At 64.5% G+C, this 18,990-nt stretch carries 19 protein-coding genes; 15 read left to right on the top strand and 4 right to left on the bottom strand.

All coding sequences use genetic code 11. The annotated features are described in order from the left end of the window. The first annotated feature begins 128 nt into the window (after positions 1-128). The 5 genes from uraD (at position 129) to TVB01_RS08905 (ending at position 4,335) form a co-directional block, all read left to right on the top strand. Positions 129-644, top strand: coding sequence for a 2-oxo-4-hydroxy-4-carboxy-5-ureidoimidazoline decarboxylase (uraD, locus tag TVB01_RS08925; RefSeq protein ID WP_422455545.1), 516 nt, complete (start codon positions 129-131; stop codon positions 642-644). Beyond that, a complete protein-coding gene (gene uraH, locus TVB01_RS08920) occupies positions 641-979 on the top strand; it encodes a hydroxyisourate hydrolase (protein WP_422455544.1) in 339 nt (112 codons plus the stop codon). The genes uraD and uraH overlap by 4 nt, the downstream gene beginning before the upstream one ends. A gap of 3 nt (positions 980-982) precedes the next feature. After that, complete coding sequence (gene pucL / locus TVB01_RS08915) at positions 983-1,909, top strand: factor-independent urate hydroxylase (protein ID WP_422455543.1); 927 nt, start codon at positions 983-985, stop codon at positions 1,907-1,909. After that, complete coding sequence (locus TVB01_RS08910) at positions 1,909-3,426, top strand: nucleobase:cation symporter-2 family protein (protein ID WP_422455542.1); 1,518 nt, start codon at positions 1,909-1,911, stop codon at positions 3,424-3,426. The genes pucL and TVB01_RS08910 overlap by 1 nt, the downstream gene beginning before the upstream one ends. A gap of 63 nt (positions 3,427-3,489) precedes the next feature. Beyond that, on the top strand, positions 3,490-4,335 hold the full coding sequence (locus TVB01_RS08905; RefSeq protein ID WP_227896007.1) for an HpcH/HpaI aldolase/citrate lyase family protein: 846 nt from the start codon (positions 3,490-3,492) through the stop codon (positions 4,333-4,335). A gap of 392 nt (positions 4,336-4,727) precedes the next feature. On the opposite strand, the gene TVB01_RS08900 is transcribed toward TVB01_RS08905, so the two are convergent. The 3 genes from TVB01_RS08900 to TVB01_RS08890 all read right to left on the bottom strand — a co-directional run bounded on the left by TVB01_RS08900 (position 4,728) and on the right by TVB01_RS08890 (position 6,493). Beyond that, on the bottom strand, positions 4,728-5,357 hold the full coding sequence (locus TVB01_RS08900) for a dienelactone hydrolase family protein (protein WP_422455541.1): 630 nt from the start codon (positions 5,355-5,357) through the stop codon (positions 4,728-4,730). A 10-nt stretch (positions 5,358-5,367) separates the two neighbouring features. Then, entirely contained in the window at positions 5,368-5,835 is a 468-nt protein-coding gene (gene rraA / locus TVB01_RS08895) for a ribonuclease E activity regulator RraA (protein ID WP_422455540.1), read from the bottom strand. Between the two features lie 91 nt (positions 5,836-5,926). Then, on the bottom strand, positions 5,927-6,493 hold the full coding sequence (locus tag TVB01_RS08890) for a TetR/AcrR family transcriptional regulator (RefSeq protein WP_422455539.1): 567 nt from the start codon (positions 6,491-6,493) through the stop codon (positions 5,927-5,929). Positions 6,494-6,630: 137 nt separating this feature from the next. On the opposite strand from TVB01_RS08890, the gene TVB01_RS08885 reads away from it, so the two are divergent. Then, positions 6,631-8,235 (top strand): MFS transporter, encoded by a 1,605-nt coding sequence (locus tag TVB01_RS08885; protein WP_422455538.1) that lies wholly within the window; start codon positions 6,631-6,633, stop codon positions 8,233-8,235. Between the two features lie 14 nt (positions 8,236-8,249). Here TVB01_RS08885 and TVB01_RS08880 read toward each other — a convergent pair whose 3' ends face one another. Further along, a complete protein-coding gene (locus tag TVB01_RS08880) occupies positions 8,250-8,690 on the bottom strand; it encodes a universal stress protein (protein WP_422455537.1) in 441 nt (146 codons plus the stop codon). Positions 8,691-8,865: 175 nt separating this feature from the next. Here TVB01_RS08880 and TVB01_RS08875 point away from each other — a divergent pair, with 175 nt between their 5' ends. The 9 genes from TVB01_RS08875 (at position 8,866) to TVB01_RS08835 (ending at position 18,979) form a co-directional block, all read left to right on the top strand. Next, complete coding sequence (locus TVB01_RS08875) at positions 8,866-10,068, top strand: multidrug effflux MFS transporter (RefSeq protein ID WP_422455536.1); 1,203 nt, start codon at positions 8,866-8,868, stop codon at positions 10,066-10,068. A 296-nt stretch (positions 10,069-10,364) separates the two neighbouring features. Beyond that, positions 10,365-11,273, top strand: a complete 909-nt coding sequence (locus tag TVB01_RS08870; protein WP_422455535.1) for an SDR family oxidoreductase — start codon at positions 10,365-10,367, stop codon at positions 11,271-11,273. Between the two features lie 282 nt (positions 11,274-11,555). Continuing rightward, on the top strand, positions 11,556-12,818 hold the full coding sequence (locus tag TVB01_RS08865) for a hypothetical protein (RefSeq protein ID WP_422455534.1): 1,263 nt from the start codon (positions 11,556-11,558) through the stop codon (positions 12,816-12,818). After that, a complete protein-coding gene (locus TVB01_RS08860) occupies positions 12,815-13,816 on the top strand; it encodes a flavin reductase (protein ID WP_422455533.1) in 1,002 nt (333 codons plus the stop codon). The genes TVB01_RS08865 and TVB01_RS08860 overlap by 4 nt, the downstream gene beginning before the upstream one ends. Before the next feature lie 71 nt (positions 13,817-13,887). Beyond that, positions 13,888-14,760, top strand: a complete 873-nt coding sequence (locus TVB01_RS08855; protein ID WP_422455532.1) for a hypothetical protein — start codon at positions 13,888-13,890, stop codon at positions 14,758-14,760. Positions 14,761-14,770: 10 nt separating this feature from the next. Next, positions 14,771-15,721, top strand: a complete 951-nt coding sequence (locus TVB01_RS08850) for an alpha/beta fold hydrolase (protein ID WP_422455531.1) — start codon at positions 14,771-14,773, stop codon at positions 15,719-15,721. After that, positions 15,715-16,572, top strand: a complete 858-nt coding sequence (locus TVB01_RS08845) for an alpha/beta fold hydrolase (RefSeq protein ID WP_422455530.1) — start codon at positions 15,715-15,717, stop codon at positions 16,570-16,572. The genes TVB01_RS08850 and TVB01_RS08845 overlap by 7 nt, the downstream gene beginning before the upstream one ends. A 145-nt stretch (positions 16,573-16,717) precedes the next feature. Beyond that, positions 16,718-17,671 carry a helix-turn-helix domain-containing protein gene (locus TVB01_RS08840; RefSeq protein ID WP_422455529.1) on the top strand — a complete coding sequence of 318 codons (954 nt, stop codon included), beginning with the start codon at positions 16,718-16,720 and terminating at the stop codon, positions 17,669-17,671. Between the two features lie 315 nt (positions 17,672-17,986). Continuing rightward, positions 17,987-18,979: an extracellular solute-binding protein gene (locus TVB01_RS08835; protein WP_422455528.1), complete on the top strand. Its 993-nt coding sequence runs from the start codon at positions 17,987-17,989 to the stop codon at positions 18,977-18,979. Positions 18,980-18,990: the final 11 nt, after the last annotated feature.

The raw sequence follows: 18,990 nt of genomic DNA, 5'->3' as shown, positions 1-18,990 counted from the left end.
CAGACTGTTCGAAATAGAAATTCCGCATTACAGAAACTCCTCCGGAAACATCGAATCAAGTCGGCGCCAGCCGATGGTCAAGGGTGTTCAGCGCCGGGGGAGCCGGTCCCAACTGAAAGCTGACACCCGTGCGCCCAACTTCTTCCCAGGATTTCCTGGCGGCCTTCAACGCCGCCTCCTACGAGGAGGCACAGGCACTCCTGAAGCCCTGCGTGGACATTCCCCGGTGGGTTTCCGAAATCTCCTTCGCCCGCCCCTTCGCGACGCCGGCCGAACTGCTCTCCTTCGCTGAACTGGCAGCCCCGGACTGGACCGAAGCAGAGATCGACGGCGCCCTGGCGCACCATCCGCGCATTGGTGAAAAGGCCGCCGGCAGCGGCAGTGAAGCCAGGATGTCCCGCAGCGAACAGGCCGGTGTCTCCACTGCCGCGGACGTCCAGGAGCGGCTCCTGGCCGGAAACCGTGCCTATGAGGAACGCTTCGGCCGGGTTTTCCTGATCCGCGCCGCCGGACGCAGCGCCGAGGAAATCCTGGCCGCTCTCTCCGAGCGCCTGGACAACACCCCCGAGGACGAACTCGAGGTCACCGCCGCCCAGCTGCGCGAAATCGCCATCCTCCGACTGGAAGGGCTCCTCACGCCATGACAAGCCAGATCACCACCCACGTCCTGGATACGGCCGCCGGCCGCCCGGCCCAGGGGGTCCATGCATCACTCCAGGTCCTGGGGGAACTCGAGTGGCGGGAGCTCGCCGTCGGCGTCACGGACAGCGACGGGCGGATCGCCAACCTGGGGCCGGAACGGCTTCAGGGCGGCACCTATCGGATCGAATTCGCGACCGGAGCCTACTTCGAAGCCTCCGGAACGCCGTCGTTTTTTCCCTCCGTCGCACTGACTTTCGTCGTGGCGGAAACCGGGGAGCACTACCACGTGCCCCTTTTGCTGAGCCCGTTCGCCTATTCCACCTACCGAGGAAGCTGAGCCATGACCTCAACAACGCACGCTGCCGGAGCCTCCGGAGCGGAAACCGCACGCATCGTTCTCGGACCCAACCAGTACGGCAAAGCCGAAGTACGGCTTGTGAAAGTCACCCGTGACACGGCCAGGCACAGCATTGAAGACCTCAGCGTCACCTCGCAGCTCCACGGCGATTTTGAAGCCGCGCACACGGAGGGCAACAATGCCCGCGTCGTCGCCACGGATACCCAGAAGAACACCATCTATGCCTTCGCCCGTGACGGCGTCGGCTCTCCGGAGGCCTTCCTGCTCCGGCTGGCCGAGCACTTCACCTCCGGATTCGATTGGGTGAGCGGCGGACGCTGGGCCGCCGAGCAGTATTTCTGGAACCGGATCAGCGACCACGACCATGCCTTCGCGAAGGATAAGAGCGAAGTCCGCACCGCTGTCCTGCTGGCCGAGGGTTCCAGCCGGCACCTGGTCGCAGGTATCTCCGGCCTCACCGTCCTGAAGTCCACGGGCTCGGAGTTCCATGGCTTTCCGCGGGACCGCTACACCACCCTCGGCGAGACGACGGACCGGATCCTGGCGACCGATGTCAGCGCCAAGTGGCGCTACGGCTCGGTGGACGGCATCGACTTCAATGCCTCCTACGCCTCCGTGCGGCAGCTGATGCTGGACGCTTTCGCGAACACGCATTCCCTGGCGCTGCAGCAGACGATGTTCGAGATGGGCAAGGCCGTGCTGGCTGCCCATCCGGAAATCGAAGAGGTCCGGCTGTCGCTGCCGAACAACCATCACTTCCTCGTAGACCTTGAGCCGTTCGGCCTGGACAACCCGGGCGAGGTGTTTTTCGCGGCGGACCGCCCGTACGGGCTGATCGAAGCCGCGGTCCAGCGCGAAGGCAGCACCGGGACCAGCCCGGTGTGGAACACGATTGCAGGATTCTGCTGATGCGCCGCCGCAACGCCGAGGCCGGTAAGCCGGCGGGCCGGGCAGGAAAGCCGGCCCGGCCGGAAGATGAGGTCCTGCCCCTGGGCAGCACCTTCGCCTACGGCTTCCAGCACGTGCTGACCATGTACGGCGGCATCATCGCGCCGCCGCTGATCATCGGTTCGGCCGCGGGGATGGACTCGGCCGACATCGGCCTGCTGATCGCCGCCTGCCTTTTTGTCGGAGGTGCGGCAACGCTGCTGCAGACAATCGGCGTTCCGTTCTTCGGGTCCCAGCTTCCGCTGGTCCAGGGTGTTTCCTTCGCCGGCGTGGCCACCATGACGGCGATCCTCAGCGGCGGCGGCGGCATCCAGGCGGTCTTCGGTGCCGTGATAGCCGCATCGGTGATCGGCCTGCTGATCACCCCGATCTTCGCGAAAGTCATCCGCTTCTTCCCGCCGGTGGTCAACGGCGTCGTGATCACCACGATCGGCCTCACGCTGATGCCGGTAGCCGCGAACTGGGCGATGGGCGGCAGCGCCCAGGCCGAGGACTACGGCAGTGTGTCCAACATTGGCCTGGCCGCGCTGACCCTGGCCGCCGTACTGCTGCTCAGCAAGCTCGGCAGCGGCGCCATCTCGCGGCTGTCCATCCTCCTCGCGATTGTGATCGGCACGCTGTTCGCCGTCGTCATCGGCAAAGCCGACTTCTCCGGTGTGGGGGAGGGGCCGGTCTTCGCCCTGCCCACCCCGTTTGCGTTCGGCATGCCCACGTTCGAGGTCGCGGCCATCATTTCGATGTGCATCGTCATCCTCGTGACACTGACGGAAACGACGGCGGACATCCTGGCGGTCGGCGAAATCGTGGACACGAAGGTCGACTCCAAGCGCATCGCCAACGGGCTGCGGGCAGACATGCTCTCCAGCGCACTCTCGCCGGTGTTCAACTCCTTTACCCAGAGCGCGTTCGCCCAGAACGTCGGCCTGGTGGCGATCACCGGAGTCAAGAGCCGCTTCGTGGTCAGCGCCGGCGGCCTGATCCTGGTGATCCTGGGCCTGCTGCCGGTCCTGGGCCGGGTAGTTGCCGCGGTGCCGACGCCGGTTCTCGGCGGTGCCGGAATCGTCCTGTTCGGCACGGTTGCCGCCAGCGGCATCCGCACCCTGGCGAAGGTGGACTACAAGAACAACATGAACCTGATCATCGTCGCGGCGTCGATCGGCTTCGGCATGATCCCCATCGCGGCACCGGCGTTCTACGACCAGTTCCCGTCCTGGTTCAGCACCATCTTCCACTCCGGCATCAGTTCCGCCGCCGTCATGGCGATCCTGCTCAACATCCTCTTCAACCACATCAGGGCAGGCAACCCCGAGGATCCCAGTGTCTTCGCGGAGGCGCCCGTGCGGGTCATCCGCACCGAGCAGCTGCGGATGCTCCGGGAAGGGGACCACATCAAGGACGGGAAACTGCTCGACGCCGAAGGCCAGGAAATCGCCGTCGTCACGCCGGGGCAGGAACAGAACCAACCTGAAGTGAAGTAATCGTTGTCACATGCAGACTGCCCCCGTTGGGATAACGCCGGGGCGGGAAAGTAGGCTCATTCCATGGCCCCATTCCGTAACAGCCGCGCTGCGGCGCTGCCCGCGAAACTTTCCCGCTCCTGGCTCCTGGCTTCCGCCGCGGACGAAGCGAATTTTGCGCCCGCCCTGGCCTCGGAAGCCGACTCGGTCGTCTTCGACATGGAGGACGCCGTACCAGCCGCCGGCAAGGCCGAGGCGCGGGAACGGGTAGTGGAGGCGCTCTCCACGGGCATGACAGCCTGGGTGCGCGTCAACGGCATCGAGACCGAATACTGGGCCGACGATCTAGCGGCGCTCTCCAAGGCGCCGGGCCTGCGCGGCGTCATGCTGGCCATGACCGAGAAGCCTGAGCAGGTAACCCACACGGCAATGCGGCTGCAGGCCGGCACTCCGGTGCTGGCCCTGGTCGAATCGGCCCTGGGCATCGAAAATGCGACGGCGATCGCCAGCGCCCCGGGCACCTTCCGGCTGGCCTTCGGCGTGGGCGACTTCCGCCGCGACACCGGTGCCTCCGATGACCCGATGGCGCTGGCCTATGCCCGCTCCAAGCTGGTGGTGGCCTCCCGCGTGGGGCAGCTGCCCGGCCCGATCGACGGCCCGACGCCGGGAACCCTCGGCGAAAAGCTGCTGGATGCGTGCAAGGTGACGGCCTCCATGGGGATGACCGGCAAGCTCTGTCTGATGCCCGAAGCTGCGGACACCATCAACAAGGGACTCTCCCCCAGTGAGTCCGAGATTGTCTGGGCCCACGAACTGCTGGACGCACACGCTGCCGGCGCCGTCGTCGGCGACGGGTCCTACCTGCCGCGCCTGGCGCGAGCCCAGAAGATTTCCTCGCTGGCCGACTCGTACGGCCTGTGGAACGCCTAGCCTTCCGCAACGCAGGAACCCGCAGTCCGTGCCCTTAGGGTGCGGACTGCGGCTCTTTAATGGGTGTTGACGCTTGAGGGGGCCAGGGCGCCGGCAGTCAGGATGTGGGCCGAGTGCTGGAAGCCCCTGAGCCGGCGCCGCCGCCTTGCCGTGGCCTCTGGTTTCCGGTCGTCTGTTGCCTCAATAACGCAGCTATGGAAGGGGGTCGGCCATTCATTGGCGCAATAACGTCGCTGTCGGACCCTGAAAGCGGCGTTACTGCAGCAAAGGATATCGGGGAGTACCTCTAAGCAGCGTTACCGCAGCAATGGATGGATCCGGGCCGCACGACGGTTCCGCCTGCAGCCCCGCAGCCCTGGACCATGCCCGGACAGCAGGACACCGAAACCCGATCAGCCGTCCAGGCCAGCCAGAAGCTCCAGCACACTTCCGGTCAGGGCGTGCGCATAGTCTTCGTCGTAGTCCGGAGAGCTGATATCGGCGAAGAAGTGGGAGCTTCCCGGGTAGAGGATCAGCTTCACGGCCGCGGCGTCGACCGAGTCTCCGCCGCCCCAGGAGCCGCCTGACTCCGTCAAGATTGACTCCACAAGGTGCCTGGCTGCGTCGAGGTCGCCCTCTTCCACGAAGACCGGGTCCTCCGCCATGGCGTGGATCTGCAGCGGTACACCCTCGGGCCAGGTGTCAGCATAGGTGCCCGGCGGGACGCAGCCGCTGACCAGCACCGCAGCACGGGCCCCGGCACGGGTCTGGGCCAGGCGCTGGGCGGGCATCACCCCGAGGGAGAATCCGATGTAGACAAGATCTGCCGGCAGCCGGCGGGCAATCTGCACGCCCAGGGACTCAATGACGTCGAAGCCAATTTCCTCGGCGTACGCCAGCCCGGCCTCAAGGCTGCCGAACGTGCGCCCGTCATACAGGTCCGGGGCGGTGACGGTATGGCCGGCGTCGCGCAGGAGCTCAGCCAATGCGTCCATGCCTGGTGTCATGCCGAGTGCATGGTGGAAAAGTATGACGTTGGCCATTTCGAGGCCCCTAGCGTTCGACCAGGATGCCGTCTTCATCGGCATACAGGACGGCGCCGGGGCGGAACGTCACCCCGCCGAATTCCACGGGAACGTCCACGTCGCCAACGGAGTCCTTCGCGCTCTTGCGCGGATTCGAGCCGAGCGCCTTCACGCCCAGGGGAAGCTTGGCAACGGCACTCCGGTCGCGGATGGGTCCGTTAATGACGACGCCGGCCCACCCGTTCACGACGGCGGCCTCCGCAATCATGTCCCCCATCAGGGCGGTGTTCAGCGATCCGCCGCCGTCGACCACCAGCACGGCGCCGTTTCCCGGGGAGTTCAGTGTGGACTTCACCAGTCCGTTGTCCTCCAGGCAGCGGATGGTGCGGACCGGTCCGGTGAACCGGGTGTGTCCGCCGAGGTCCTGGAACTGCAGGGACACCGAAGCCAGTGCCTCGCCGTGCTCGTCATAGAGGTCTGCTGTGCTGATTTCCATGGCACATACTGTGCCACACGGCACACGCGTTACGCGGAAACCATCGTCCGGTGACGCAGTCGGCGGGGGAGGGGCAGGAGGGGCCAGGAAGTCAGCCGCGCTTCGCTGCGGCCTGCTCCTTGAGCAGGTCCACGATGTCCAGCAGTTCCTCTACGGGCCCGGATGTTGGTGAGTTCTTCTCCTGCGGCCAGCCGCCGGGCAGTCCTTCGTTGTAATAGAGTCCGTCACCTAACAGCATGATGGCCCGGGCTGTCGCGCGGTCACCGACCTCGGCGACCACCAGGTCAAACCAGTCGCGGTGGATCTGCTGCAGCAGTTCGGAGGCAGCGGCGTCGTTGGCCTGCGCGAGGCGCACGGCAGCGATGAGCGCGCGGTCAAGATCGCTTCCAACGTAGAGGGATTCGCGGACGAGGAAGCGGGCGGGCCCGTCAGGAGCTGTCCGCATGTCTTCCAGCTCCTTGGCGGCCAGGAGGCGGAGCCGGTCCAGGAGGCCTGCGGCCAGGGCTTCCTTGTTCTTGAAGTGGTAGAGCAGCCCGCCCTTGGAGACTCCGGCCAAAGCCGTCACCGCGTCCAGGGTGGCTCCGCGGGGACCTTCGTTGATCAGCAGTTCCTCATAGGCGGAGAGGACACGGTCCCGTGCGGATGTCTGTGCAGGCATGGCTTTACGGTACGGCATCTGCTGCTGTACAGTCTAGACGGTACAGTAATCGTCCGGATCGTCCCGGGCGCTTACTGCTGCGTCTTTTAACCCCACTATTTGGCAGGCAAGGTCCTGCCCGAGTCCAAGGAGGAATTGTGCCTGCGGTACAGGAACGGCCCGTGATCCAGCGGGCTGGACAGCGTGAATGGCTGGGACTGGCGGTGCTGATGCTCGCGGTCCTGCTGGTTGCGGTAGACAACACCGTGCTCAGCTTTGCCGTCCCGTCACTTTCCCGTGCCCTGGCGCCTACCGGAACGGAACTGCTGTGGATCATCGATATCTACGCGCTGATCCTTGCCGGACTCCTGGTGCCCATGGGCAGTCTGGGAGACCGGTTCGGCCGGCGGAAACTGCTGCTCATCGGCACCGCAGGCTTTGGGCTGGTGTCCGTCGCCGCTGCCTTTGCACCGTCCGCGGAAGCACTCATTGGTGCCCGCGCACTGCTGGGCTTCTTCGGCGCCATGCTCATGCCGGCGACACTCTCGATCATCCGGAACATGTTCGTGGTCCCGGGCCAGCGGCGGATCGCCATCGCCGTCTGGGCCGCCGGGTTCTCCGGAGGTGCGGCCCTGGGGCCGATCGTCGGCGGCACCCTGCTGGAACACTTCTGGTGGGGCTCGGTCTTCCTGCTGGCTGTGCCGGTACTGATTCCGCTGCTGGTCTTTGGCCCGCGGCTGCTGCCCGAATCCCGGGATCCGAACCCCGGCAAGGTGGACCTGCTGAGCATCGGCCTGATCATGGCCGCGATGTTCCCGCTGGTCTATGGCATTAAGTCCATCTCCAGCCATGGGCTCGACGCCTACTCGCTGGTGCCCATGGCAGCCGGTGTGCTGTTCGGGGCCGCGTTCGTCCGGCGCCAGCTGCGCCGCGCCGAACCCATGCTGGACGTGCGGCTGTTCCGCAATCCGGTGTTCAGCGGCTCCATTTCCGCGAACCTGCTCAGCGTTTTTGCCCAGGTGGGCTTCATCCTGTTCCTGTCCCAGCATCTGCAGCTGGTCCTGGGGCAGGGCCCGCGGGAAGCCGGCCTGATGATGCTGCCCGGCCTGATGCTGACCATCGTCGCCGGACTCGCCGTCGTCCGGGTGGTGCGCCGCGTCCGTCCCGCCTATGCCGTCGCCGGAGGCCTCGCCTTCAGTGCTGTCGGCTACACCGTGGTCCTGCTGACCGGGCAGCAGGAGAGCCCGCTTGGCCTGGTCATTGCCTTCATGCTGCTGGGCATCGGCGTTGGTTCCGCGGAGACAATTTCCAACGACCTCATCCTGTCCAGCGTTCCCCCGGCCAAGGCCGGAGCGGCGTCGGCGATCTCCGAGACCGCCTACGAAGTTGGAGCCGTCTTGGGAACCGCCGTCCTCGGCAGCATCCTGACCGCCGGCTACCGCAATGGGATTTCGCTCCCGGAGGGCATGGACCCCGCTGCCGCCTCCGCGGCGTCGGAAACCCTGGGCGGCGCCGTCGAAGCAGCCGAGGCACTGCCCGGTCCGCAGGCAGCTGAACTGCTGGCCTCCGCACAGGCGGCCTTCGACTCAGGCGTGGTGACGACGTCGTTCATTGGAATCGCCCTGATGGTCGCCGCCGCCGTGGCGATGGTCTTCATGCTGCGCCGGGTCCCGGCAGACAACGACGCCGCCGTGTCCGCAGACAATGAACAGCAGGCCGCCGCAGCCCTGCCCGAACTGCAGGACACCGGCACCCGCGTGTAACGCAGCGCGTGCGGTCAGTCCCGCTCTTCTGGGTGGACGATCAGCACCGGGCAATGGGCATGCGCTGCGGCCGCGGAACTCACGGACCCGAGCAGCAGTCCGGCAAACCCGCCGCGGCCGCGGCTGCCCAGGACCAGCATCTCAGCCCCCTTGCTGGCTTCGATGAGCACCTGCACCGGTTGGCCCGCGACGACGGTCTTCTTTAGCCCTTCCGGGATGTCCTGGCCGAACGCTGCCTGCAGGGTCTCATCCAGGGCATTCTCCGCCTCCATTGCCGGAGCCCAGTCCGTGGAAGGAATCGGGACGGCCAGGGCAATCGGGTAGGACCAGACTGTTATGGCCTGCATGCGGCACTCGAGCAGGTCTGCCAGCCTGCGGGCCGTGCGGAGCGCTGTCAGTGAAAGCGCTGAACCGTCGACACCGACCACAATGCGCTTGCGGTTGTCCTCGGTCATGATCGTCCCCTCTGCCTTGAACGGTGGAAGCCTTTTCCAAAGTCTGCCCCCTGCCGAAGCGATCCACTACCCCCGGCGCTTCGGGCGCTGCCGGCCGAAGTCCGTTTGTGACGTCCCCGCCGCCGGGCATGTTCCCAATTCACCGGTGCGGCCTGGTGGTTCGTACTATCGGTTCATGCCCCCTGCTCATCCCACGCGTCCTGCCGCGCCGGCCCTGCGCACCGGCCTGCTGCTGGTGCTGGCCTTCCTCGCGGCCACCGGTCCGTTCACGACGGACCTTTACCTGCCGTCTTTTCCCGAGATGGCCGCGGAACTGGAGGTGTCGGCGTCGGGCGTGCAGCTCACCCTGACCGCTTTCCTGGTCGGGATGGCGGCCGGGCAGCTGGCCTTCGGGCCCATCTCCGACCGGTACGGCCGGTTGCGGCCGCTCCTGCTGGGATCGGGGGCCTTTGTCCTCGCCTCTGTCGCCTGCGCCGCAGCTCCGAACCTCGAAGTGCTGATCATTGCGAGGTTTGTCCAGGGACTGTGCGCTGCCGCCGGTCCGGTGATTGCCCGGGCTGTCGCCGCGGACCTGACCTCCGGCGCTTCAGCCGCCCGCACCTTCAGCCTGCTCATGACCATTGGAGGAGTAGCCCCGGTGCTGGCCCCGGCCCTCGGCGGAGTGCTGACGGGACTGTGGGGATGGCGCGGGGTGCTCTGGACCCTGGCTTGCATCGCAGCACTGATGTTTGCCTGTGCCGCGGCAGTGGTCCGCGAGACGCACCCGCCCCGGCAGCGCACCGCCGGGCCACCGTTCAAAGGCCTCGGCGTCGTGGTGCGGCGCGGCCGGTTCCTGGGATACGCGCTCCTGTTTGCCTCCTCCTTCGGCGTGCTGATGGGCTATATCTCTGCCTCGCCGTTCGTCTACCAGAGCATCATGGGACTCGGCCCGGAGGCCTACGGGCTGATGTTCGGCCTCAACGCTGCCGGCATGGTCGCCGCCGGGTTCACCGCAGCGAAACTCTCCCGGCGGGTTCCGCCGCGCCGCACCGTCACCAGGGCAGTCGCCGTCATTGTGTGTTTTGCGACGGCGCTGCTGGTGCTGACACTGACAGCGGTTCCGCCGCTGCTGCTGGCCGTGCCGATTTTCGGAATGGTGTGTTCGCTGGGCTTTGTCATGGGAAATACGACGGCGCTGGCCCTGGCTGAGGCGGACGGCGCCACGGGCAGCGGCAGTGCTGTCCTGGGCGGCGCCCAGTTCCTGATGGGCGCCGCCGTCTCCCCGCTGACCGGACTCGGCGGAGAATTCACCGCGCTGCCGCTGGCCCTGGTGATGCTCTGTTCCGCTCTTCTCGCAGCCGCGGCGCTGGCGCTCACCCGGGACAGGCGCCCCGCGTAGACTGGACGAACCATGCGACACATGAATAAGTACCGCACTCCCATTGTCTGGCTCCTCATCATCGCGCTGGTGGGCAGCATCAGCGTCGGCTTCCTGGGTCTCTTCCTCTAGCCAACCCCGCCTTTGCCTGCCGCGGCCCTGCGCCCACACCCGGTACAGCGGAGCCGGTCGCCCCGGCAGCGGCGCTTGATCCCGGACGTCCTTTCACCATAGGGTACTAAGTAAGCTTACTAATGTGTAGGCGGCCGCAGGACGCGGCTTCAATGTCCGTGACCCGTCGAAAGTGGGGAACATTTATGGCCAATGAACAGACTCCTGACCAACTGACCTTCCAGGATCCCGCCAAGCGTTACCCGGAGATTTCGCCCCCCAAGCAGGACCAGCCCGAGCCCGGTCTCGATGCAGACCTTGAGCCCAAGACAGACCGCGGCGAGGACTCCTACCGCGGAACCGGACGGCTCCAAGGCCGCAAGGCACTGATTACGGGCGCAGACTCGGGTATCGGCGCCGCCGTGGCGATCTCCTTCGCCCGGGAGGGTGCCGACGTCGCGCTCTCTTATCTTCCCGAAGAAGAGGAAGACGCCAATGAGATCATCGCGCTGATCAAGGACGCCGGACGGACCGCCGTCGGGCTTCCCGGCGACCTGCGCGACCGGGCCTACTGCGAACAGCTCGTGCAGGACGCCGTCGACGGGCTGGGCGGCCTGGACATCCTGGTGAACAACGCCGGCAAGCAGGTGGCGGTGGAAAGCCTGGAGAACCTCAGCGACGAACAGCTGGATGACACCTTCAAGACGAACATCTACTCGTTCTTCCGCATCACCAAGGCAGCCCTGCCCCACCTGCCGGCAGGGTCGAGCATTATCAACACCACCTCGATCCAGGCCTACAGCCCGTCGCCGCACCTGCTGGACTACGCCAGCACCAAGGCGGCGATCAACAACTTCACCAAGGGCCTGGCCCAGCAGCTGGCGCCCAGGGGCATCCGGGTGAACGCCGTGGCGCCGGGGCCGTTCTGGACTCCGCTGCAGGTTTCCGACGGCCAGCCCAAGGATGCCCTGCCGGAGTTCGGCAAGGACACCCCGCTGGGCCGCGCCGGACAGCCGACCGAACTCGGCCCGGCCTACGTCTTCCTGGCCTCCCCGGAGTCCAGCTACGTGGTGGGCGAGACGCTCAACGTGAACGGCGGCATGCCCTCGCCGTAAGTTCCGCATCAAAACGCCGCCCCCGGGACGATTCCCGGGGGCGGCTTTTTGTGTTCGGGGCGGCGGTTTGTCCATCGGTGTGAGGCGGGCCAGCCTCTGATTCTCAGCGGCTTATCTAAACGGAGCTCCCATGTTGGGCGTTACGGCCAAAGACAGTCCAATCGCCCGGTCCTAGGGTGATGGGTAGATCGGCTGCACCACCGGTCACGCGAAACCGGCAATGTGGCCGTTATTCGCCTTCCGGATGCGGCCCGCCGCACAACCCACGTGAGAGGACCCGGCATGCACGCCACCTTAGGAACCATAGAGACGGAACCTGTTCGTAACGGGCAGGGTGCTGGCCACGACGACTACGCCAAGCGCGCGTATGAAGCCGGCGCCAACTACCTTGGCGCCGTCGACGACATCCTGGAAATCATCCGGAACGGCCGTGCAGAGACCGAGCGAATCGGGCAGGTTCCGACGGCCACGGTGGAGGCTATGCGCCGCGCCGGTGTGTTCCGGGCGCTGACGCCCATGCGGTACGGAGGCCTCGAAATGGCACCCGCCAGCTTCTTCGAAGGCATCATGAAGATCGCGGGCGCTGAATCCTCCGCCGGCTGGATTGGCGGGCAGCTCAATGTGCACTCGTTCGAGATCGCGCTGATGGACAAGCGGCTGCAGGATGAGTTCTGGCAGGACGGCCCGGACACGCGCGCCTCGAGTTCGTATGCCCCGACTGGCAAGTGGACGGAGGTTGAAGGCGGATACATCGTGAGCGGCACGTGGGGATTCTCCAGCGGTGTCGACCATGCCGACTGGGTCATTCTTGGCGGCGGTGACCGTAACTTTGTCATCCCGCGCAGCGACTTCTCTGTGGCCCAGGACAGCTGGGATGTTTCCGGCCTCAAGGGCACCGGAAGTAAATCCGTGACAGTAAACGACGCGTTTGTTCCCGACTACAGGGTGCATCTGCTGAGCAACACCTACAGCGACCAGAATCCCGGCTGGGAGGTCAACGACGGACCTCTCTACCGGGTCTCGTTTATGTCCATCTTCAACTCCACCATGGCCAACTCCGCCGTCGGCGCGACGCTGGGCGGCCTGGAGGAGTTCATTACCGAAAGCAAGGTCCGCAGGGCCCGGCGCGGCACCGGGGTGTCGGTCACCGAAAACCCTCATTTGCTGGTCCGCCTGGCCGGGGCGATCTCGATGGTGCAGACGGTGAAGGAACGGCATCTCCAGAACTGGCGGAGCCTGTTCGAAATCGCCTGCGCCGGTGGAGTGGCGGATCCGGAACAACGCATGAAGGTCAGGTTTGAGGCGGCGGACTCCATTGCCATCAGCCTCAACGCCCTGCAAGAGATCTGGCCGGTGGCCGGAGCCGGAGCGATCCTCTCGACTAATCACCTGCAGACGGTTGTCCGCGATCTGCACGCGATGCGTGTGCACGGTTCAGCTGGACGGGAGGCGGCCGCGACCTTGTATTCACAGTGTTTGCTGGGCTTGCCGGGTCCGAGTTTTGAAGACAACCCGTCCATGCGCGCCCTGGCGTACCACCGATGAGCGTCGTCACGGCTCCGGGAGCCGAATACCAAGTCAGCGATCCCGTTCAGGACCGAAGGGCGTTCCGCAGTGCGCTGGGCCAATACGGCACGGGCGTCGCCGTGATCACCACGCTCAACGGAGGCATGCCCGTTGGCATGACCGTCAATTCGTTTGCCGCGGTGTCACTGGACCCGCCGCTCATCCTCTGGTCCGTGCAGAACACCTCTGGGAGGGCACCGGCGTTCGTCGGAGCACAGCATTTTGCCGTCAACGTGCTCTCTGCCGATCAGGTGGATGTCGCTCGAATCGTCGCGTCGCCACAGGGAGGGACCGGTGCTTTCGAGCAGATTGAGTGGACCCAGGGGCTTGCCGGGGTCCCGTTGATCGAAGGAGCCATCGCGCGCTTTGAATGCCGGACCTACGACGTCCTGCCCGGCGGTGATCACCAGATCCTCCTTGGACACGTAGAGCGCTGCGCCGTGGCCGACGGGGAGCCGCTGCTGTTCGTCCAAGGCGGCTACTCCGCATCAGCTTCCTTCCCTTCCTCCGGTCCCGGGGCCGCAGCTGCAACGGAAGACGCCTCGCCGGAGAGCGAGCCTGCTCCCTTCGCCCAGCTCGTGACCGCGGTGAACCACCGGCTTTCACGGGAATTCGATGAGCACAGGTCCCGTTTCGGGCTCAGTGCGGGCAGCAGCCGGGTGCTCAAAAGGCTCTCAACGGGTCCACAGACCGTCGACGAACTTGTGTCTTCGGCGTTCCTTGGGCCGCAGGCCATCGAGGACGCTTTGAGCGAGCTCATCGAGGGGAACCTGGTCGAAGTCACCGGTTCGGGTTTCCGGCAGACGCCCCGGGGCCGCACCCTCCGCCGGCAGGTAGCCGAGAATGCCCGCCGCTTCAACGAAGCCGCACTCTCAGGCATCCCGGAAGCCGACGTCGAAGCAGCCCACCGGGTACTGACTGCGCTTGCCCGCAGCGAACAACCAATTCGGTTTCACCACACAAAGGAGAATGCATAATGATTGGTCTTGGCTTGGCATGTTCCCATGCAGCTGGAATGTTCCGTCCCCCGGAACATTGGCAGAAGTGGATGACTGACAGGGTTGCTCCCGGCGTCTTTGAACGGTACCCGGAGGCGGCACGGCAGCGGGATAGCCTGGAGTACTGCCAGGAGCTCTACGCGCGGATCCATGAAGATTTCGCGGACATGCGCAAAGCGGTTGAGGAATACGAGCCTGACGTACTGGTCTTCATCGGCGATGACCAAGGCGATCTGTTCAACCTCTCGAACAACCCCACGCTGGCCATCTACACAGGCGAGGAAGAGATGTGGGGGCATCAGGCGTACGAATGGGACGTTCCCATGAAAGACCGCGCCACCATTACCTTCAAGAATGACGTCGGGGTTGCCAAGGCCCTTGCGCATGGACTGGTTAAGCGGAATTTCGACATTGCTACCCTGAACCGGTTCAATCCCCAGGGCCGGGACGGGTACGGGTTGCCCCACATGGCTGCCCGGATTGCTCCCGAGCTCGATCCGTCGCGTGAGATCCCGATCGTCTGCATCCTGATCAATGAGTACTACACCCCGCTGGCCGGAGGGGAACGGTGCGCCGACCTGGGCCGCGCGATCGCCGAGATCCTGAACATGCGTGAGGAGAAGATCGTTCTGGTCGCCTCGGGCGGACTCAGCCACTTCCCGTCGGACAAGGACTTCAACCGCGGAGACATCGATGTCCCGCTGGACAAGTGGGTCCTGGAGCGCGTAGAGCGGAACGACGTCGATGCCCTGGCCAAGCTGTTCAGTTTCGATTCGGACACCATGCGATCGGGTACGGGAGAGATCCGCGCCTGGATTTCGCTGGCCGCGGCGATGAACCGCCCCGGCGAGGTGATCGACTACCTGCCTGTCCACGCCTGTTTCACAGGTATTGGCTTCGCCAAATGGCCAGTCCTGGCCTGAGCGGTTAACTATGAGCGCAGATGATTCTTCACTCATTGCCGAGTACTTCGGCTACGAATCCCGTTGGCTCTCCACCCGTCCGGGCGAGCGCATCCATTACTTGGATGAGGGACGCCCGGACGGTGTCCCGGTGGTCCTGCTCCACGGCTCGGCCATCGGCATCACAGCAGCTGCGAACTTCTACCTCACCATCCCGGCTCTCGTAGCCGCAGGCCACCGGGTCATCGCCCCGGACCTCTACGGGTATGGCTTCACGGAGGCGCCCGGGGATGTTCCGGCAGTCCGGCCCAACCAGGTCGACCTGGTCATCCGGCTCCTTGACGCGCTCGAGCTGCCAAAAGCCTACGTAGTCGGCAACTCACTCGGCGGGATGGTGCTCACCAGCCTGGTACTGGAGCACCCTGAACGGGTGGCGGGAGGAGTAGTGGTCGGGACCGGCGGAGCCAGATGGGAATCCGGATCACGGTTCGAGCCGAATCTGACTTCCCACAAGGACATGGGAGGGTACTCCCCGGCTATGGTCCGCCGGTCCATGGAACACCTCGTACATGATCCGCGCATGATTCCGGAGCCGCTGGTGGAGTTCCGAACCCGGGTGGCTGAACGCCCCGGGGCGTATGAGCAGCACCAGGAATCCACCCGGCTAAGGGAAGCCAGCAAAGCCGACTACCCGTTTGCAGAAGACCGGGCCGGGGCCTGCCCCGTGCCGATGCTGTTTCTCTTTGGGCGGGAAGACAAGGTGAACCCGCCGGAAGATGCGCTGGCGGGAATGGAATCATTCGCCAACGCTGACCTGGTGGTCTTTGGGCACTGCGGACACTGGACCATGGTTGAGCGCGCAGATGAGTTCAACCATTTTGTGCTTCGTTTCATCGCTGGATGGGACCGCCGGATAGCGGCACCGCCGCTTCAGGGAAACGCCTTGGCGGACGCCCGAACAAACGTGGTGCCCGCATGCTGACGTATGACTCAACGTCCAGGTTTGCCCAGGCCGGCGACGTCCGTGTCCACTACCACGAGGCCGGCGAAGGACCTGTGCTGCTCTGCATCCACGGCGGTGCCCCGGGCGCCTTCGGCTGGGGTAACTTCGGCCGCAATGTGGAGGAACTCTCGCGGCACTTCCGGGTGATCGTCGTGGATCTTCCCGGCTACGGAAAATCAGACAAGCCCGACGTGGGGAGCGGGCGTAACGCGATGTACGCCGAAGTCATGGCGGCCCTCCTCGGGTCTTTGGGAATTGACCGGGCAAACGTGCTGGGGATGGCCACCGGAGGTGCGGTGGCCATCCGGCTGGCTGTGGAACGTCCGGACGTTGTGGACCGGCTCGTACTGGTTAGTTCCGCCGGTGGACAGACCATGTTCGGCCTGCGCCGGAAGGTGACTGCCAGCCAGGTCTATTACGGAGGCAGTGGGCCGACGCCGGAGAAGATGCATGAATACCTCTCCCAGCTGATTTATGATCCGTCCCTGATCACTGAGGATGTGGTGCGCGAGCGGTATGAAGCCAGCGTTGAACCGGAGTTTATGGAGAAGGCGCCGGAGGGGAGGACATCTGCCCGGCATACGCCCGAGGACTTGTGGAAGCGCCTGGACGAGATCCAGGCCGAGACGCTGATTGTCTGGGGCAGGGAGAACCGGGCCCAGTCGTACGAGAATGCGGTTTTTATGCTCAGCCGTATTCCGCGTGCTCAGCTCCACGTTTTCGGCGAATGTGGTTTGTGGGTGCCCTTCGAAAAGCCTGCAGAGTTCAATTCACTTGTGACTGGCTTCATACACGGTAAAAAGGAGCGGAGTTTTCCTGACAGCGACTAGTCTCGGAGAGGTCATGGACACTTCACAATTGGCATACGTGGACCTCGTCCGCGCATCGGGTTCTAAATACCCGATCTCTGCGATTCTCAGCTGCCTTATCGACAACAGTGCCGCATGGGCTGCGTTGGTTACTACAAGCGGCCGTTTGATTGAGTCCGTGCAGGCCGGGACCTCAGGCGAGGTAGACCAGGATGCGCTTGCCGAAGCAGTGGCCATCATTCCCCGCCCTTCGCTTAAACCGGCTACCGGTCGGTCGGCTGCCGGGCAGGAGCTGATGGCGTTCCCGGTCGGTGCGGAAGGGCGGGCAACCGCGGTACTCATTTTGGCCTGCGATGCCCCGCTGCATCCTGAGATGCACAGATTCGGCGGCAGCGCCGCCATGCTTCTGCGGCTGCTTCTGCGAGACATGCGACGGCTCCAGACAGCGTCTCGCATGGTACGGGACTCGATTACCCGGCTGATCTTTTCCCAGCGGATAGACAGCGCCTTGGAACTTGCGGCGGAGATGGGGCTGGCGACACCTCCCAGCCGCCCCCACATTGTCTGTGTCCGAGGCGTATCGGCATGGGATCCAGACGATCTCCTCGATTTGCTCGAAGCTGCAATGCCGCCTGATGCGCGTCAGTTGCTTGCGTACATCGACGACGATGAGCTGTGGCTCCTGCTCAACCGCGTCCAGTTTCAGGCTATGGCTCCCGAACTTGTGGCATTGGTTGACCGGCACCCGGCCCTCAGGGTGCTGCTGACCGAGCAGGTGCCCGCTAATAAGCTCTCACACCGGTGGCAGCACTGGATGAACGACATCCGTAAGGCTCCTGCCGGCACCGTGGTGGACAGGTCCCATTATCAAGGAGAGACTCCCAGCGACTGGGTGCACAAACTCCAGCGCGACGGCAGTCCCCAGGTGGTGGAAGCAGTGGTCGAATACCTGCGCTGCCGGGGCCGCTGGGAAGCAGCAGCGGAGTCCTTGGCCCTCCATCGGAACACCCTGCGTTACCGCGTCTCTTCAGCCGAAAAAATGCTGGGCTTGGATCTGACGGATCCCACCACATCCAGCCGGCTATGGCTCGCGCTCCGCAGCGAAGGACTCGCTGACTGAGCACGGTTGAACATTTAGGCAATTGCAGTCCCCGACTAGCTTCGGACGGGCTGCTTTTGTTTAATTGGCGGCGAATACCACCACCTGGCCATTTGGACAAGAGGCCTCCTGACGTAATGGTCCATTCATCTAAAGGTGCGGGAGTGCTTGGTTAGGCTGTCCCGAGACGTGATTCCCAAGACGCGGATACTGTCTGATGAACCGAGTGACACCAGTCACACCATGTTTGAATCCCGCCACAGTGAAGTGGCGACACCCCCTTGGAGTAAATCGATGAACTCTGCGTTTAGCACCTTCCTCCCTCGAGTCGCCTGTTTGGCTTTGGCAGCGGTCGCCCTGACCTCCTGCGGAGACCAGAGCGTGGCAGCAGAGCTTGGTACCGACTTCACTGATGTTGAGCAGCGGGCCTCAGCCGAAGGGGAGCTGGTTGTCTACTCGGCGGCAACCGAGGACGTCAACGCTGCACTCGTTGAGGCATTCGGGGAGGCGTATCCGGACATCTCCGTAACCATGACCCGGCTCTCTACGGGTGACCTGCGCAGCCGGTTCGCCTCGGAAACTTCAATTGGTGCCCAAAGCGCTGATGCTGTGATCGTCACCGACCCGCTCATGTTCAATCAGGATCCTGACTGGTTCCTGGGCCTGAACGAGGATGTGGTGCCGAACCTCGCCGACGTCCGGGAAGGATTCGCGCATGATGCCCATGTTGGGTTGGTGACCTCCCCGTGGGTGCTTACTTACAACACGGACAAGATCACGGCCGCTCCCCAGAGCTGGAAGGACCTGGAGAATCCTGAGCTTCTGAAGGATGCCACCTTGACTGATCCGCAGGTCGCCTCTGACAGCGTCCTCTCCTTCTACCAGCTCCTGATGGATGAATACGGCAGCGGATACCTGAAGAACCTCGGAGACAAGAATGACGATTGGTTCGATTCATCGGTTTCAGCCATCCAGAAGGTGGCAGCCGGACAGGTCGCCCTGTCGGCCCCCGGGGCCAAAGGCCACTCCCAGACACTGGTCAATTCGGGTGCCCCGCTGGGTGTAGTTATCCCGGAACCGGTGTTTGCCTTTACCAATCAGCTCGGTGTGGCCGCTAAGGCCACCCATCCCAATGCTGCTTTGGTTTTCACTAATTTCATGCTCAGCCCCGCCGGCCAGTCCGCGTTCTGCGGTGACGGCCTGTACCTCTCCCTGGTGGAGAGCGAGGTCGAAGGCTGCAGCCCCACACCGGATGACGCACGCATTGCAGACCCACTGCGCGCTGTAAATGAGCGCGACACAATCCTCGGCGCGTTCGAACTCGACTAAGTCCAACTCTT

This window comes from Arthrobacter sp. 7Tela_A1, assembly GCF_049311065.1.
GTDB lineage: Bacteria > Actinomycetota > Actinomycetes > Actinomycetales > Micrococcaceae > Arthrobacter_B.
Note: the sequence above shows the minus strand (reverse complement) of the source record. Positions and strands in the feature narration are given on the sequence as shown.